Origin of the sequence: Marinobacter sp. es.048, from assembly GCF_900188435.1 — a bacterium.
Lineage (GTDB): Bacteria > Pseudomonadota > Gammaproteobacteria > Pseudomonadales > Oleiphilaceae > Marinobacter.
Window position 1 is genome coordinate 948,728 of record NZ_FYFA01000002.1, and the last position, 14,723, is coordinate 963,450.

At 59.7% G+C, this 14,723-nt stretch carries 14 protein-coding genes; 7 read left to right on the forward strand and 7 right to left on the reverse strand.

The window, feature by feature from the left end; genetic code table 11:
- Both CFT65_RS15355 and CFT65_RS15360 read left to right on the forward strand, forming a co-directional pair.
- Window positions 1-333, forward strand: a complete 333-nt coding sequence (locus tag CFT65_RS15355) for an SMR family transporter (protein ID WP_014576437.1) — start codon at window positions 1-3, stop codon at window positions 331-333.
- 24 nt (window positions 334-357) lie between these two features.
- Window positions 358-1,083 carry an SGNH/GDSL hydrolase family protein gene (locus tag CFT65_RS15360; RefSeq protein ID WP_088828944.1) on the forward strand — a complete coding sequence of 242 codons (726 nt, stop codon included), beginning with the start codon at window positions 358-360 and terminating at the stop codon, window positions 1,081-1,083.
- 15 nt (window positions 1,084-1,098) lie between these two features.
- Here CFT65_RS15360 and CFT65_RS15365 read toward each other — a convergent pair whose 3' ends face one another.
- Both CFT65_RS15365 and CFT65_RS15370 read right to left on the reverse strand, forming a co-directional pair.
- The gene (locus tag CFT65_RS15365) at window positions 1,099-2,757 is read right to left on the reverse strand and encodes an acetolactate synthase large subunit (RefSeq protein WP_088828945.1); all 1,659 of its coding nucleotides are present in this window, start codon (window positions 2,755-2,757) and stop codon (window positions 1,099-1,101) included.
- A gap of 58 nt (window positions 2,758-2,815) precedes the next feature.
- Window positions 2,816-4,429, reverse strand: coding sequence for an FAD-dependent oxidoreductase (locus CFT65_RS15370; protein WP_088828946.1), 1,614 nt, complete (start codon window positions 4,427-4,429; stop codon window positions 2,816-2,818).
- A gap of 88 nt (window positions 4,430-4,517) precedes the next feature.
- Between CFT65_RS15370 and CFT65_RS15375 the strand changes: the two genes are divergently transcribed.
- The 4 genes from CFT65_RS15375 (at window position 4,518) to CFT65_RS15390 (ending at window position 7,517) form a co-directional block, all read left to right on the forward strand.
- Complete coding sequence (locus tag CFT65_RS15375) at window positions 4,518-5,534, forward strand: AraC family transcriptional regulator (protein ID WP_088828947.1); 1,017 nt, start codon at window positions 4,518-4,520, stop codon at window positions 5,532-5,534.
- 101 nt (window positions 5,535-5,635) lie between these two features.
- Entirely contained in the window at window positions 5,636-6,244 is a 609-nt protein-coding gene (locus CFT65_RS15380) for a sigma-70 family RNA polymerase sigma factor (RefSeq protein ID WP_088828948.1), read from the forward strand.
- Window positions 6,241-6,972: an anti-sigma factor gene (locus tag CFT65_RS15385; protein ID WP_088828949.1), complete on the forward strand. Its 732-nt coding sequence runs from the start codon at window positions 6,241-6,243 to the stop codon at window positions 6,970-6,972. Before CFT65_RS15380 ends, CFT65_RS15385 begins: the two co-directional genes overlap by 4 nt.
- Before the next feature lie 116 nt (window positions 6,973-7,088).
- On the forward strand, window positions 7,089-7,517 hold the full coding sequence (locus tag CFT65_RS15390) for a DUF7282 domain-containing protein (protein WP_088828950.1): 429 nt from the start codon (window positions 7,089-7,091) through the stop codon (window positions 7,515-7,517).
- Window positions 7,518-7,526: 9 nt separating this feature from the next.
- On the opposite strand, the gene CFT65_RS15395 is transcribed toward CFT65_RS15390, so the two are convergent.
- Together CFT65_RS15395 and CFT65_RS15400 are read right to left on the reverse strand one after the other, a co-directional pair.
- Complete coding sequence (locus CFT65_RS15395; protein WP_088828951.1) at window positions 7,527-7,772, reverse strand: hypothetical protein; 246 nt, start codon at window positions 7,770-7,772, stop codon at window positions 7,527-7,529.
- Window positions 7,773-7,862: 90 nt separating this feature from the next.
- Window positions 7,863-9,350 (reverse strand): fibronectin type III domain-containing protein, encoded by a 1,488-nt coding sequence (locus tag CFT65_RS15400; RefSeq protein ID WP_228705867.1) that lies wholly within the window; start codon window positions 9,348-9,350, stop codon window positions 7,863-7,865.
- 368 nt (window positions 9,351-9,718) lie between these two features.
- On the opposite strand from CFT65_RS15400, the gene CFT65_RS15405 reads away from it, so the two are divergent.
- Entirely contained in the window at window positions 9,719-10,222 is a 504-nt protein-coding gene (locus tag CFT65_RS15405) for a gamma-glutamylcyclotransferase family protein (RefSeq protein ID WP_088828953.1), read from the forward strand.
- A gap of 3 nt (window positions 10,223-10,225) precedes the next feature.
- Here the strand turns inward: CFT65_RS15405 and CFT65_RS19410 are convergent, their stop codons facing one another.
- Genes CFT65_RS19410 through CFT65_RS15415 form a run of 3 tightly spaced genes read right to left on the reverse strand, consistent with a single transcriptional unit; the run spans window position 10,226 to window position 14,649 of the window.
- Entirely contained in the window at window positions 10,226-10,360 is a 135-nt protein-coding gene (locus tag CFT65_RS19410; protein WP_267283782.1) for a hypothetical protein, read from the reverse strand.
- A gap of 21 nt (window positions 10,361-10,381) precedes the next feature.
- On the reverse strand, window positions 10,382-13,483 hold the full coding sequence (locus CFT65_RS15410; protein WP_088828954.1) for an efflux RND transporter permease subunit: 3,102 nt from the start codon (window positions 13,481-13,483) through the stop codon (window positions 10,382-10,384).
- Window positions 13,480-14,649 carry an efflux RND transporter periplasmic adaptor subunit gene (locus CFT65_RS15415; RefSeq protein WP_088828955.1) on the reverse strand — a complete coding sequence of 390 codons (1,170 nt, stop codon included), beginning with the start codon at window positions 14,647-14,649 and terminating at the stop codon, window positions 13,480-13,482. Before CFT65_RS15415 ends, CFT65_RS15410 begins: the two co-directional genes overlap by 4 nt.
- Between the last annotated feature and the right edge of the window lie 74 nt (window positions 14,650-14,723).

Consider the following 14,723-nt stretch of genomic DNA (forward strand, 5'->3'; position numbering starts at 1 on the left):
GTGAAGAGCTGGATTTTTCTGGGCGTTGCCATCGTAGCGGAAGTGATTGCCACCACCGGCCTGAAAGCCAGTGAAGGGTTTACCAGACTCTGGCCCAGCCTGCTGGTGATTGCCGGCTATACAATTGCCTTTTACTTCCTCTCGCTGACCCTGAAGGAAATTCCCGTGGGCGTGGCTTATGCCATCTGGGCGGGGATGGGCGTTGTGCTGGTGGCACTTATCGGCTGGCTGATTTACGGGCAGGCTCTGGATGCCGCCACTGTGATTGGTATGGCGCTGATCATCACCGGTGTTGCAGTGATCAATCTGTTTTCCAAGTCAGTCGCTCACTAACCTGACGGTAAATTCGGAGCCCCCATGCATCTCCCCTTCTGGCTGACCACTACCCTGCTCTTCCCAGTACTGCTCTACCAGGGCAAACAGGCGCGCCGCACAACGCCGAGGTTGCCGGAGGCCGGGGGCGCTCCGTGCGGTCAATATGGTGAAGGCACTCCCGCCAGGCGAGTCCTGGTGATTGGCGAATCCACGGCGGCAGGCGTGGGTGTTGAAACCCACGATCAGGGCCTGGCCAGCCAGTTGGCAAGGGAGATTCACGAGCGCACGGGCCAGACCATTGCCTGGCATACCTCCGGGGTCAACGGCATCCGGCTTGGGGCGTTGATTCACAAGCTGGAAACCGCCGAGTTGCCAGAGGCGGATGTGGTGCTCTTGAGCATGGGGGTAAACGACACCACGGGCTTCACGCCCCGCTTTCGTTTCCGCCGGCAGTTGCGGGCATTGCGTGAATTGCTGGCGCCACGATATTCAGGGCCCATTCTGCTTCTGAGCGTGCCACCGATGCATCTGTTCACGGCACTGCCCTCGCCGCTCCGGCACGTGATGGGGTGGCGGGCCCGGCAGCTGGATAACCTCTACATCCGTCTGGCACGCCAGTTTCCTGAAGACTTCCGTTACGTGAACTACCCGGTGGTCACCGATCCTGAGCTTCTGGCCAGGGATGGCTATCACCCCGGCCAGAAGGGTTACCGCTATATTGCCGAGGCACTGGCAGACAGGGTCAGCCCCACCAATCAGCCAGACTAACCCTTCCTTCCCGCCTCAGGGCGCCAGCTTGCGCTTCAACGCCTTGGAAACCGACAGCGGCAGACTGGGCAGTGAGCGCAGCATCCACGGCAGTATCCGGCGTTTTACCCCGCTCAGGGATTCCGGGATCACGGCTTCAATAAGGTGGGGCCCGGGCATTCTCTGAGCGTATTCCAGGGCTTTTGCCATTTCCTCAGCGGTGTGTACGCGCACGGCGTGAACGCCCATGCCGTTGGCCATTTCCGCGAAGTTGATCACCGGGCCGCGCAGGTCCAGCTGGGATTTGGCTTTCTCTCCTGCCTCTTCCGCGCCTACCCGCTCCAGTTCGATGTTGAGCACGGAGTAGGAGGAGTTGTTGCAGATGATGAAGGTAACGTTCAGCTGTTCCCGGGCCATGGTCCACAGGGCCTGGATGGTGTACATGGCGGTGCCATCGCCGATCAGGGCGATAACCGGCCGGTCCGGGCAGGCCACGGCGGCACCCACGGCATTGGGCAGGCCTTGGCCGATGGCGCCACCGGTGAGGGTGAGCATGTCGTGACGGGGCGCGCCGGCGGTCATGACCGAGAGCATCAGGCTGGAAGTGATGCCCTCGTCCACGATGATGGCGTTCTCGGGCATCAACTCACCTACCGCCTTGCAGACTTTCTCGGCGGTCAGCTTGCCCCGTGGCCGGCCCGGTCGTTTCGCCGGTTGCAGCTTCGGCTGCGCCTGGCTGGCGCCAACGGCGTCATTGAGTTTGTTGAGGCTGGCCAGAATATCCTGGTCCGGGGCGGCAAGGGTGTGTACCTGGCAGGTATCCGGCACCAGGTAGCTCTGCTTTCCGGGATAGGCGAAGAAGGAAACCGGCGCTTTCGAATCCACCAGGATCAGCTGTTCTATATCGGTAAGCTGCACCGTGGCGAGTTCCGCCAGGTAGGCGATTCGTTCGATGTAAGGCAGGCCTGCACCCCGTTCCATGCGGGTGGGGAAGGTTTCCGCCAATAGTGTAACGCCGCTGTGGGCGGCCAGTTTGGCGGCCGCCAGCATGCTGGGCTCTCGCAGGGAATGGCCGCCCATCAGCAGGGCGGTTTTCTTGCCGGAGCGGATCGCCTTGGCAATGGCTTCCACGGTGGCATCGTCTGCCGGCTCCGGTGTTGGCGGTGCCATGGGCGCGCTGGGCACACCGCCCTCCCCCCAGGACACATCGGCAGGCAATATCAATGTGGCTACCTGCCCGGGCGCTGTGCGGGCAGCCGCGATGGCTTCGGCGGCGTCCTGGCAGAGGGTTTCCGTGCTCTTGGCGGTGCGCACAAACCCCGGGGACACATTGCGGGCCACGGTCTCGATATCAGATTGCAGCTGGGCATCGTATTTCACGTGGTAGGTGGCGTGGTCGCCCACAATGTTCAGCACCGGCACCTTGCCCTTGCGGGCGTTGTGCAGGTTGGCCAGGCCATTGCCCAGTCCGCACCCCAGGTGCAACAGGGTGGCGGCGGGTTTGTCGGCCATGCGGGCGTAGCCGTCAGCGGCGCCGGTGGCGACCCCCTCGAACAGGGCAAGCACCGCCCGCATTTTGGGCTCGTCATCCAGGGCGGCCACAAAGTGCATCTCGCTGGTGCCGGGGTTGCTGAAGCAGACCTCAACGCCGGCATCCACCAGGGTTTTCATCAGGGCTTGAGCGCCGTTTGTCATTGTTGTTCTCCAAGCTTTCCGGGTTCGGGGTTTGGGTTATGTGTTTTGCCCACAGGATTCAGCCTCCGGCCACGATGGCGCGCACCGCTGCCCGGGCTGTCATGATGCAGCCAGGCAGGAAGGTGCCTTCCAGGGAACGTTTGCCGTTCGCACCGCCGCCACCAAAGCCTGCCGCCTCGCCGACACAATAGAGGCCTTCAACCGGCTGCCCGTGGGCGCCCAGGACTCGGCTCTGCAGATCGGTTTGCAGGCCACCCAGGCTCTTGCGAGTAATCAGCTGCATGCGGATGGCGATAAAGGGGCCGGCGCCGGATTTCTGCAGCGGCGCTGGTTTGCAGGTGCGCAGGCGGTCCGGCTTCCATTCCCGGGCATGCTGGATCATCCGGATCTGGGGGTCGTCATGGAGGCTGGTGCCTGCCGCGAAGTTGGCATCAAAGGCATCGGCGGTGGCCTTGAGTGTTGCCGGGTTGATGTCGTTGGAGCAGGTCAGCGCGTTCATCTTGCCGGCCAGATCCGTCAGGCTGTCCGCCACCAGGAAATCCCGGCTTTCATGCTGCATCTGCCGAATCAGGGCGTGGTTGCCCAGCAACAGCTCTTTCACAAACTGGGGGAACTGTTTATCCCGGATGCGGGCGTTGTGCTCGGCGCCCGAGATGGCAAACTCCTTGGCGGCGATGCGCCAGTTAAGCAGGTGCCAGGTCCAGGGCTTTTCCTGTTCGGCCACGCGCTGGCACAACCAGTGGGTATCGAAGCCGGTCACCAGCGGTTCCGGGCCAATCCGCTCGCCACGGTGGTTCAGCCACAGGGCCGATTTGCACGGGATGGTGGAAAGACCGTGGCCGGGAAAGTGGGGGTACGGATGCGGGAACCCGGCCGCGTAATTCCACATTTCGCCAGCGTGGGTAATCCGGCCTCCGAGGGTGTCGGCCACCCAGTGATGCATGCGGCCATCGGCATAAGGGTGGGCACCATTCAACATGCGGGTGGGCTGCTGGCGATCCACCGGCCAGTTCGCACGGCATTCCTTGTGGCTGCCGTTTATGCCGCCAGTGGCCAGAACCACGGCAGACGCGGCGAAGCGAACTTCCTCACCCGTGGCCTCGTTAATGGCCAGGGCGCCGCTGACTCTTCCCGCTTCGTGGTCCAGTTCGGTAATGCGATGCTGGTGCAGCAGCGTGAGCTTGCCGCTGGTGTTCTCCCGGTGCAGCGAGGTCATCAGGCAGCGGACCAGTTCCCGGGCGGTGCCCCACACTACATGGTACCGGGGCAAACGATTACCATCACCGAAACGGCCGCGCTCAACCCAGTTCACGGCGGGCAGGAACTTGATGCCTTCGTTGCTGAGCCAGTCGTAGACCTCGGAGCGTGAATGCTCAACGTAGTAACGGGCCCATTGCAGGGGCAATTCATCGTCGGGGGCCAGCTCGCCAAAGCTGAGCCAGTCTTCCAGGGCAATCTCCGGTGTGTCGGCAATCTTCATGCGCTTCTGCAGCGGCGTACCCACCAGCATCATGCCACCAAAGGCCCACAGCGCCAGGCCACCCATCCGCTCTTCGGTGTCCCGGTCTGCCAGGGTTACGGACTTGCCGGCGCGCAATCCTTCCAGAGCCGCGACAATACCGGCCAGCCCGCCGCCGACCACCAGAATGTCTGAGGAAATCACCTTGGCCATATCGCATCCGACCCGATTGCAATGAGTTGTCAGCTTTAAAGATATACCGGTACCATGGCTTAAAAATTGACTTTAAAGGCCAACAAAATTGACCTTAGAGGCCACGGTTTCCATTGGCTGGGTGAATACTGTTATCGCGGCGGCGCAAAGGCTGTCCGTAGATGAACGCACTTTGCTGGCGACGGCGGGTATCCCGGAGGCTGCCAGCGCTCAGGAACGCTGGGCCATTGATGATATTACACGGCTCTGGCATGCCGCCGAGCGTTGCACCGGAGACCCCGGTTTTGGCCTGAAGGTAGGCGCCGAGTTCACCCCCATGAGCATCAGTGGTGTGGGCTTTGCGCTGCAGTCTGCGGCAACCCTGCGTGAGGCCATTGTGATGGTGCAGCGGTTCCAGCGGCTGATCTCCGATGGTGGCCGCTTCCAGGTCCTGACAGGCCATGCCGCGACCTGGCTGGTCTACCATCCCCGGCAGGGAAAACTGGCCTTCAGCCCACACCAGATAGAAGCCGTTCTGGCAGCGGTAGTCGGGTTTGCCAGCTGGGTTACAGGCACCCGGATGCAACCCTCGCGGGTGCAGTTCAGCCAACCTCGCCTCGGTCCCTTGGCGGGATACCAGACGGTCTTCAATTGCCCGGTGGAATTCGAGCAGGCGTTCAGCGGCGTCCAGATCGACAATGCCGTTCTGGACCAGCCCCTGCCCCAGGCGGACCCCCACCTTGCCCAGGTGCACGAGCGCTACACCAATGCCCGCCTTGCCGCGCTCTCCATCAACAGTGCCTCCGTGCCGGAAATACGCAGATGGCTCATTGCCCGTTTGGGACCGGTGCTGCCCCGCCGGGCCGACGCGGCCGAAGCGCTCGGCATCAGCGAACGCAGCCTGGCCCGGCGGCTCCGTGAACAGGGCCAGACCTTCGATGGGCTTGTAGACGACGTACGCCGTGAAAAGGCTTTGCAGGGGGTTGCGGAATCCACCTCTTCCCTGCCGGAAATCGCCGAGGCGTTGGGGTTTGCCGAGGTAAGCACGTTTTACCGGGCATTCCGACGCTGGACGGGCATGCCGCCAGTGCGGTGGCGCAAGCAGCAGTATTTGGTGCAACGATAGTGCGAAACGCCGCAACAGTTGACTGACCGTGAGCAAATTCCTGTTGAGCAGCAACGGACCAACAAGTAACCTGCTGATCAGACACCATTGCCCGAGGCCCCATGAAGCCTGACTCCCATCAGCTCCCAGACAATGCCAGCGCAGGAATCGGCCCGCAGTCGCCCTCCGACAGCACTGAGCGTGTTGCCAAGCTGATTCAACGCGTCGCTCAAAAAGACCGCCAGGCCTTCGCCCTGCTCTACGAGGCTACTGCCCCGAAACTTCTGGGCACGGTGTTGCGTATCCTCAGAGACAGAGGATGGGCAGATGATGTTATTCAGGACAGTTACCTCAAGATCTGGCAGAAAGCCGAGCAGTTTAGTCCTGGCCAATCCTCGCCGATTACCTGGCTGGTTTCCATTGCCCGCAACAGTGCAATTGATGAGCTGCGCAAACACCCTGCCGGACGCACCACGAACAGCGATGAGCTGGACGAGATGCCGGGCAGACAGTCAACGGCTCAGGAGCAGCTGGAAGACCAGCGGGCGGCAAATCAACTGAATCACTGCATCGACCAATTGGAAAAAGACCGACAGGACATGGTACGCCTGGCCTACCTTAACGGATGGTCCCGGGAGGACCTGGCAAGCCAGTTTGAACAGCCGATCAATACTGTAAAGACCTGGCTGCACCGCGCCCTGAAACAGCTGAAAAGGTGCCTGGAATCATGACTGAACGCGACGACCTGGACATTCTGGTTGCAGAGTTCGTTCTGGGCACTCTGCCGGCCTCGGAGCGGGAGTATATTGAAACCCGGCGCCGCGAGGAACCGGAGGTGGATGACCTGATACTGCAATGGGAAGAGCGGTTAGGCAGGCTGGCTGAAGAAACCGAACCCGTGCAGCCCTCGCCCGCGCTGTTCGCAAAAATCGAAAAGGCTCTGGACCGCATCGAATCGGCGCCTCGCCAGGCGACCGAAACCTCCAACGTAGTGGCTCTGCGCAGTCAACTCAAGCGCTGGCGTTGGAGCACCGCGATTGCCTCGGCGGCCGCCCTGGTTCTCGTGGCCGTTCTGGCGTTCCAGCCACAGCCCGAGCCACAAGCCCAGTCGTTTGTTGCGGTTTTCCAGAACAACGATGAACAGCCAGCCTTCCTGCTTACCGTGGACCTGAAGGAACAGCGGCTCAATATCCGACCGGTGACCGCCGAGCCAAGGCCGGGAAAATCCTATCAGTTGTGGATCAAGGCAGACGAACTGGGACCAAACCCACAGTCCGTGGGCGTTCTGGGCAACGATTTCAACCTTGATGAGGGGGCCTTGAGGAATTATGACCCGGCGCTTCTCAAGGAAGCCACGTTTGGCATCAGTGTCGAGCCCGAAGGCGGCTCACCCACTGGCCAGCCGACCGGCCCGGCGATTCACGGCTACCTCTACCCCACCGACGGAAACAATCCATAGGCAGGGGCAAAAAAAATTTTCGTGCCTGAAACTTTGCGCATCCGCTCCCGTAGCTGCAGTTAACCCGCCCAATAACAACCCAGCGGGCGGGAAACACTGACACTCAGGAGAACGCAATGACCAAGCATGCAAAAACATCCGTACTTTTGGCCGCCCTGGTTTCGGGCGCTTTCGCAACCGGCTCGGCACTGGCCGCTGAGCACAAGGCCGGTATCTGGACCAACGACCAGTCCGTTGCCAACGGCGTTGTATCCGCCAGAAAGGTGGTTGCCGAACAGAATGGCTGGCTGGTGGTTCATCGCACCGACGAATCCATGAAGCCGGGACCTGTTGTTGCCCATGCGCCATTACGCAAAGGCATGAACATGGATGTCGCCGCCATCCTGATCGAGGAAGTGCAATCCGGTGACATGCTGATGTTGATGGTTCACAGCGAAGACGGCGGGATGAAAGCCGGTATTTTCGAATACACCCTGGGCGCCAGGGAAGACGGCCCGATCAAAAAAGAGGGCAAGCTGGTGATGTCGACCATCACAGCGAAATAACCGCTGTCGTTATGACCGGCTCCTGCCATCCCCCTTCACACCCAGCCTGTCGAGATACAGGTGGAGCTCCGCCTCGCTCATATCGACATATTCGAGCACCCTGCCGTAGAGCATGGCGGTCGGGACATTACGACCGTTCAGCTCGCGTTGGGTTTCATGCAGTACGTAAAGAATGATTCGTTCGGTGCGGGTAAGGCCGTCTCTGGCATCGGGGATAACCTCAAGAAGAGCGCGATCGTAGTCTGAACCGGCCATGATGTACCTGGAATGGAGCAATGGACCAGCACATAGTAGCAGGCAGGCAGCGAAGCCCACAGTGGGCAACGCTGCCTTTTTCACGTCAGATCAGATCTGCTTGTAGACGACCTCGGACAGGCTGCTGCGGTTGCCATCGGTATCCAGGGTACGAATAGCGAAGTACCAGGTGCCCTCGGTGAGCTCGTCGACCAGCAGCTGGTCGACAGAAGCGTCTCCAATTGCCAGGCTCTGGTCCAGAGTTTCGGCGCTGGTTCCATAGACTACCTCGAAGCCTGCGATTTCACCCATAGCAAGGCTCTCGCCATTTTCACGGGTCAGCGGCGCAGTCCAGCTCAGCAGTGCGGAGTTTGCCGGAAGGGTTTCCTCGGGCGTAGTTTCAGTGACTGGCTCGCTGGTTTCAGTGTCTGTTCCTGTGTCCGCTACGGTCTCGTCGGTAGTGGTATCACTTGATGTATCACCGCCTGAAGTAACATCACCTGAAGTGTCGGGCTCAGTCGTACCGGCAACCTGCTCGTCTGTTGAACCCGTAGAGGTATCAGTGCTGGTATCGGTTGAGGTGTCAGTGGTGCTGCCGGAATCAGTTCCGGCGGTTTCATCGCCGCCAGTCGTTCCGTCGGTGGTTTCACCGGAGTCGGTAACACTGGTATCACTCTCTTCGTTTACATCGGCAATGGTTTTGAAACGCTGCACGTTTCGGTACTCGACAACCACCAGTTTCTGGCTGATGACGCTCGAATCCACGACATTCTGCAGCTCGGAGGATTGCAGCGCAGCGGCGCTGACCAGATCCGCCAACGCTACGTTGGTGCCATCACCCGTAATGCTAATCTGTCCGGTGGCGCTGACCTGTGTGGTGACATCGGCCAGCACAGCTGAGATCGAATCCCACGGGGCGTTGTCATTTACCAGTGCCAGGAATGCCGCATTGGCAATCGCCACCTGAATGGCATCCGCGGTTACGCCGGTCATTCCATTCAGATTGGTCAGGTCCGGGGGAGTCAGGCGCAAAGCACCGGCCGGAAGACCGAACCAGTTTTCGACTGTGGTGTAAGCACTGGAAATCGCTGTCGGTGAAAGACCGTCCGCACTGCGCTCTGCCAGTGTGACGGCCAGGTGGGTCAGCGGCGTAAGGTTGACCGTTTCCTTGCGTAGATCGCCAGCACCCAACAGACTGAAGTTGCTGTCCAGGGGCATGACCTGACCAAACGGCACTGGCTCGGCACCGGCCTGATCGCACTGGGGAACAACATCGCAGATCATGCGGGTGCCGCCGTCAGCAGAAAGTTCAACCAGGGCCCAGCCTTCGGCCTTACCCCGTAGCTGCCACGTGTAGCTGCCGTCGTCTGCGGTTAATACCGGTTTTGCTGCCTGGCGCTGGGGCGCGTAATAGCCATCCTTATCGGCAATCAGGCGATTGGCAACAACCAGGCCTTGTTGAATGATTCCTTTGACTGCTGCGCCAGCGATCTGGACGGTAGGCTCAGGCGTCGCGGGAGCAGCCTGCGCCGCCGTGGTGCTTTCTTCACTTGAAATGTCCAGACCGCAGCCCGAAAGCAAAACGACCGCAGGTAACATCAGCAGTCCTTGCTTCGTTAATTTTGTGCCGCAATTTGACATCAATTCACACCATTTACTTGACGAATTTGAGCGAATCTTACAGCGGCGATTTTCGGTTATATGCGGCGCAGTTCCGGATTTATCGGGGCGATTCCGTCAGAAAATTGGCGTTTACGGAGAGATACACGTTGTGATGGGAGGTTACAGCCTGGAACACGGATTGCGGAGCATAAGACCCTGTTTTACTGTGTTTTTGAGCACAACGCTCAAATTCCGGCTTTACGACCGGGATGATAAGCGCGGTGCCTGATTACAAATTTAAACGTTGGTCAAATGGGAGCGGTTTCACAGTTTTCCGGAGGCCGCTCCCGGATAACGGAGATTCAATGGCCCCCATGCTTTGCTTCAGCTACGGCTCCAACATGTCACATCGACGCATCCAGGCCCGGGTGCCATCGGCCCGGTTTGTAGCTGTGGCAGAGTTACCCGCCCATCGGCTTAGCTTTCACAAATCCGCTGGCGACGGCTCTGCCAAATGCGATGCGGAAGAAACCGGCAATCCGGACGATCGGGTGATTGGTGTGGTTTACGAGATTGCCATTGCTGAAAAACCTGACCTTGATCAGCACGAGGCCCTGGGGTTTGGCTACGAAGAGAAGCAGGTAGAGTTGGCAGCAGGCGGCGACAGGCTTCGGGCCTGGATGTACTACGCAACGCGCATCAACAATGCGTTAAAGCCCTTCCATTGGTACAAAGACCACGTCCTTATCGGCGCCAGGGAGAACGGGCTGCCCGCCGAGTATATCGCTCAGATCGAAGCCGTTGAGTCCATTGACGACCCCAAACCCGAACGGCATGGGCGCGAGCTGTCTATCTATGGTAAGTCCTGAGCCTCACAGGGCATCGGGAAACACAGAGACAAGGTAATCAACCAGCGCACGGACTTTGGGCGTAACGAACTTGCGGATGGGATAGACGGCGGCATCGAGCATGGTGTTCTGGCCATGGATGCCTTTGTTCTTCAGCACCCGGCCTGAACCGGTAAGGAACTACGCCGACTGGCGGCGGTCCCGGACAGACTGGATCCACTTGTAGAACACCGGGACCAGCAACGTGCCAAGGACGGTTGCGGCAACCATGCCACTGAGAACCGTGATACCCAGGCTTACCCGGCTTGCCGCTCCTGCACCGCTGGCAAAGACGAGCGGTAAGACGCCAAGCACAAAAGACAGCGCAGTCATCAATACCGCCCGGAAGCGCAGAACAGCGGCTTTCTGGGCGGCCTCGGCCGCAGACATCCCGGACTGGCGCAACTGCATGGCGAACTCCACGATCAGGATGGCGGTTTTAGTGGAGAGCCCGATCAGCAGCACCAAACCCACCTGGGCGTAGATGTTGTTCGCCAGCCCCACCAGCCAGAGTCCCGCCATGGCGCCGGCAAGGGCCAACGGCACGGCACCGAGCACCGCCACCGGGAGAGTCCAGCTTTCGTATTGGGCCACCAGGAACAGGTAAACAAACACCAGGGCCAGCAGGAAGATCACCGCCGCCAGATTACCCGCCTGAATTTCCTGCAGGCTCTGACCGGCCCAACTGAATTCATACCCCTGCGGCAGGCTCTGTGAGAGCTCTTCCATGGTCGCGATCGCATCGCCACTGGCAAAGCCTGCTGCCGCCTCCCCGGAGATGGTTACCGAGCGCTTCAAATTGAAATGCTGGATGCTTGAGGGCCCGAGCACAGGCTGGAGCGAGGCCAGCGTGGTCAGCGGCACCATGTCGCCATCCCGGTTGCGGACAAAGTAATGGGACAGATCTTCGGGGCGCTGCCGGAAGTCGCCTTCGGCTTGCAGAAGCACACGGTAATTTTTCCCGAACCGGGTGAAGTCATTCACGTAAAGCGAGCCGAGCTGGGTCTGCAGGGTAGAGAAGATATCCGAGAGCTCAATGCCCAGGGCCTTCGCCTTGTTCCTTTCGACCTCCAGCAGATATTGCGGAATGTTCGCCCGGTAGGTGCTGTATACCCGGGATAGCTCCTCACGCTGGTTAGCCTCGTAAATAAGGCCATTCATCACCTGCGCCAGCTCCGAGACGTCCCTGCCCTGATTATCCTGCAGGCGGAAGTCGAAGCCGGATGAAGTGCCCAGCCCGGGGATCGGAGGAGGATTGAAGACCATCACCTGTGCCTCGGGGATTGTCCAGAGCCTGGAATACAGCCTTGGAATCACTGCGCCCAGACCAAGACTGGCGTCTTCCCGTGCCTCCCAGTCTTTGAGCATGACAATCCCTAGACCGTTGTTCGTGGAAGCCCCACCCAGTAGCGAGAAGCCGGATACCGTAATGAAATCAGTTACTGCCGGATCTTCCAGAACCATGTCCGTTACTTTGGTGAGCACTGCTTCCGTCCGCTCCAGGGAAGCAGCATCGGGCAACTGCACATCCACGAAAAGGAAGCCCTGATCTTCCGGCGGGACGAACGCCGAGGGCACTGACTTGAACAGGCCGGCACCGGCAACCAGGATCACCACCAGGGTAACGCCAACGAGAGCCCCTTTGCGCAGGAGCTGCACAATCAGCTTCGAGTAACCACTGGTTGTGCGCGTAATCAGTACCTCGAAAGGCCGGAGCCAGCCAATGGCCTTGTCCCCGCTCCTGCCAAGCAGCGCCACGCACAAGGCCGGGCTCAGGGTAAGCGCATTGATTGAGGAAATAATCACGGCCACTGAAATGGTGACCGAGAACTGTTGGTAGAGCTTGCCGGTTATCCCCGGCATGAAAGCCACGGGCACAAATACCGCGAGCAACACCAGCGTGGTGGCAATCACAGGGCCCGTAACTTCCGCCATCGCCTTGGTGACTGCCTCGCGGATCGGCACCCTCTCTTCAGCAAGAATGCGTTCCACGTTCTCAATAACCACAATGGCGTCGTCCACCACAATGCCGATCGCCAGAACCAGCCCAAACAGCGTGATGGTGTTGATGGAATAACCAAGCACCGACATGACGGCAAAGGTGCCGATCAGGGAAACCGGGATTGCAATACTCGGAATCAACGTGGCACGCCAGTTCTGCAGGAACAGGAACACCACCAGGATCACCAGGCCGACGGCCTGGAACAGCGTAACGATGACTTCACTGATGGAACGGCTTATAAATTCCGTGGTGTCGTAAAGTACGGTGTAATTCACACCTTCCGGAAAACTTGCTGAAGACTCCTCAACCAGTGCTTTGACCCGTTCAGCAACTTCCAGCGCATTGGCATCGGGAAGCTGGTAGATCACAAGGAATGCCGTGTCCTGATTGTTCAGCTTCGCGGTGGACGTATAGGAGCGCGAACCCAGCTCGATACGCCCGACGTCCCTCAGGCGCACAAAGCCGCCATCGGGCCTGGAGCGGAGAATGGTCTGGGCGAACTCGTCGGGATCTGACAGGCGTTCCCGGGTCTGGATACTGTAGACAAACTGCTGGCCCGCAGGCACGGGCGGCTGGCCGAGTTTGCCCGCCGCGACAATCTGGTTCTGCTCCCGGAGCGCGGCGGCAACCTCTGCAACGGTCACATCCAGTGAGGCCATCCGGCGAGGATCCAGCCAGACTCGCATGCTGTAGTCTTTCGCACCCATCACTTCTGCCGAACCCACCCCTGGCACCCGACCAAGGGCTTCGACCAGGTTGTTCGAGGCGTAGTTGCTGAGAAACACGCCATCCAGATCCGGTCTCTCGGACGTCAGGTTGATACCTATCAGCATATTGCCGGCCTGCTTGCTGACTACCACACCCTGCCGGCGGACCTCATCGGGCAGCAACGGTTCCGCCAGGGCAACACGGTTCTGGACGTTCACCTGGGCGATGTCGGTATCGGTGCCACTTTCGAAGGTAAGAGTGATCTTGGCCAAGCCATCGCTGGAGGCGGTGGACTCGATATAGATCATGCCCTCCACCCCGTTCAGCTGTTGCTCTACCGGCCGGATAACCGCCTCCTCCACCACCTGGGAGCTGGCCCCGGGAAGCGAGGCGGTTACCTGGATCTGGGGCGGGGCCATGTCCGGATACATGTTGACCGGCAGAATGCGTAACGCCAGGAGCCCGGCCAGGGTAATCAATATGGAAATAACAAACGCGAACTTCGGTCGATGGATAAAAACCCGGCTGATCATTGGCTCGCCTCACCCGTCTGGATGAGTGCCCCGGTTTGCGGGTCAATCTGTTTTCGAACAGCACTGACGGTAACTCCGGGCCGAACTTTCTGCAGGCCCTCGACGATCACCCGGTCACCGGCTTCGAGCCCTGAATTAACTACCAGCAGCGCACCTTCCCGGGAGCCGGTCTGGATAAAATGCTGGGTAACCTGGTCCTGGTCATCAACCACCAGCACAAACTTACCTTCAATGGTTTCCTGAACCGCCACTTGAGGAACGAGCACCTGCGGCTCTCCCGACTGCCCCTCAACCCGGAGCGTTACGTAGAGGCCCGGCACCAGCACCGCGTCGGGATTGGGAAAGACCGCTCGCATCGCAACGGTGCCAGTGCTGGCGTCCGTCTGCACGTCGGCGAAATCCAGCACACCAGCCTGCTCATAGCGTTCGCCGTCTGGCAGGGTAAGATAGAGCCCCAGGGATCTGGATAACTCTTGAGCAGATTCTGCTCCCCTGCGGCGGAAGTTGATGAAGTCAGCCTCGTTGATCTGGAATTCGACGTAGACAGGGTCGGTAACCTGGACAGACGTTATGGCCCCGGAAGAGGGACTGACCACTGCTCCCACGTCATAGTTCAGGCGGCCGATCCAGCCATCAAAGGGTGCTCGTATTTCAGCGTACTCGAGGTTACTTCCTGCCTTCTGAACGGCCGCCTGGGCAGCCTGCAGGCGGCTTTCAGCTGCGCTGAAGCGGTCTTTTAGCTTGTCCAGGTCCGCAGCGGACAGAAAGCCTTTCTCCGACACCTCTTCTCCTCGTTTGAGATTTCGGCTCGCAGAATCCACTTCGGCGCGGGCCGCAGCCAGTTCAGCATCAGCCTGCTGGAGATCAGCGCTTGCGCGAGTGTCCTCAAGCCGGATCAGGAGCTCTCCCTGGCTGACTTTCGCGCCCTCGGTAAAAAGAACTTCCTGGATTTCAGCTTCTATGCGCGGCGTGATATCCGCTTTGGCGGAAGCGGCCGTTCTGGCAACAAAATCCCGGGAAGGCCGGATTTCACTGGCCTCAAGCACCACTACAGAAACGGCAACAGGATTGGTTTGCTTTGGCTCCTGAGGCTCAGAACAGCCTGTCAACAACAAACCTGCAAACACTGAAAACACGGCAATGCGGAATTTCTTATAGCCTTCCATCGTCTGTCTTCCCTGAAATGGCAGTCTCTTGGCGGGGTTCAATCAAGTCGAAAATAAGATTAGTCGAATCTTTG

Bases quoted from the DNA above. Each gene is read 5' to 3' on its own strand.
- CFT65_RS15380 (WP_088828948.1), top strand. From the start codon at position 5,636: ATGAAGCCTGACTCCCATCAGCTCCCAGACAATGCCAGCGCAGGAATC.
- CFT65_RS15405 (WP_088828953.1), top strand. From the start codon at position 9,719: ATGGCCCCCATGCTTTGCTTCAGCTACGGCTCCAACATGTCACATCGA.
- CFT65_RS15370 (WP_088828946.1), bottom strand. From the start codon at position 4,429: ATGGCCAAGGTGATTTCCTCAGACATTCTGGTGGTCGGCGGCGGGCTG.
- CFT65_RS15390 (WP_088828950.1), top strand. From the start codon at position 7,089: ATGACCAAGCATGCAAAAACATCCGTACTTTTGGCCGCCCTGGTTTCG.
- CFT65_RS15385 (WP_088828949.1), top strand. From the start codon at position 6,241: ATGACTGAACGCGACGACCTGGACATTCTGGTTGCAGAGTTCGTTCTG.
- CFT65_RS15395 (WP_088828951.1), bottom strand. From the start codon at position 7,772: ATGGCCGGTTCAGACTACGATCGCGCTCTTCTTGAGGTTATCCCCGAT.
- CFT65_RS15360 (WP_088828944.1), top strand. From the start codon at position 358: ATGCATCTCCCCTTCTGGCTGACCACTACCCTGCTCTTCCCAGTACTG.
- CFT65_RS15410 (WP_088828954.1), bottom strand. From the start codon at position 13,483: ATGATCAGCCGGGTTTTTATCCATCGACCGAAGTTCGCGTTTGTTATT.
- CFT65_RS15400 (WP_228705867.1), bottom strand. From the start codon at position 9,350: ATGTTACCTGCGGTCGTTTTGCTTTCGGGCTGCGGTCTGGACATTTCA.
- CFT65_RS15365 (WP_088828945.1), bottom strand. From the start codon at position 2,757: ATGACAAACGGCGCTCAAGCCCTGATGAAAACCCTGGTGGATGCCGGC.
- CFT65_RS15415 (WP_088828955.1), bottom strand. From the start codon at position 14,649: ATGGAAGGCTATAAGAAATTCCGCATTGCCGTGTTTTCAGTGTTTGCA.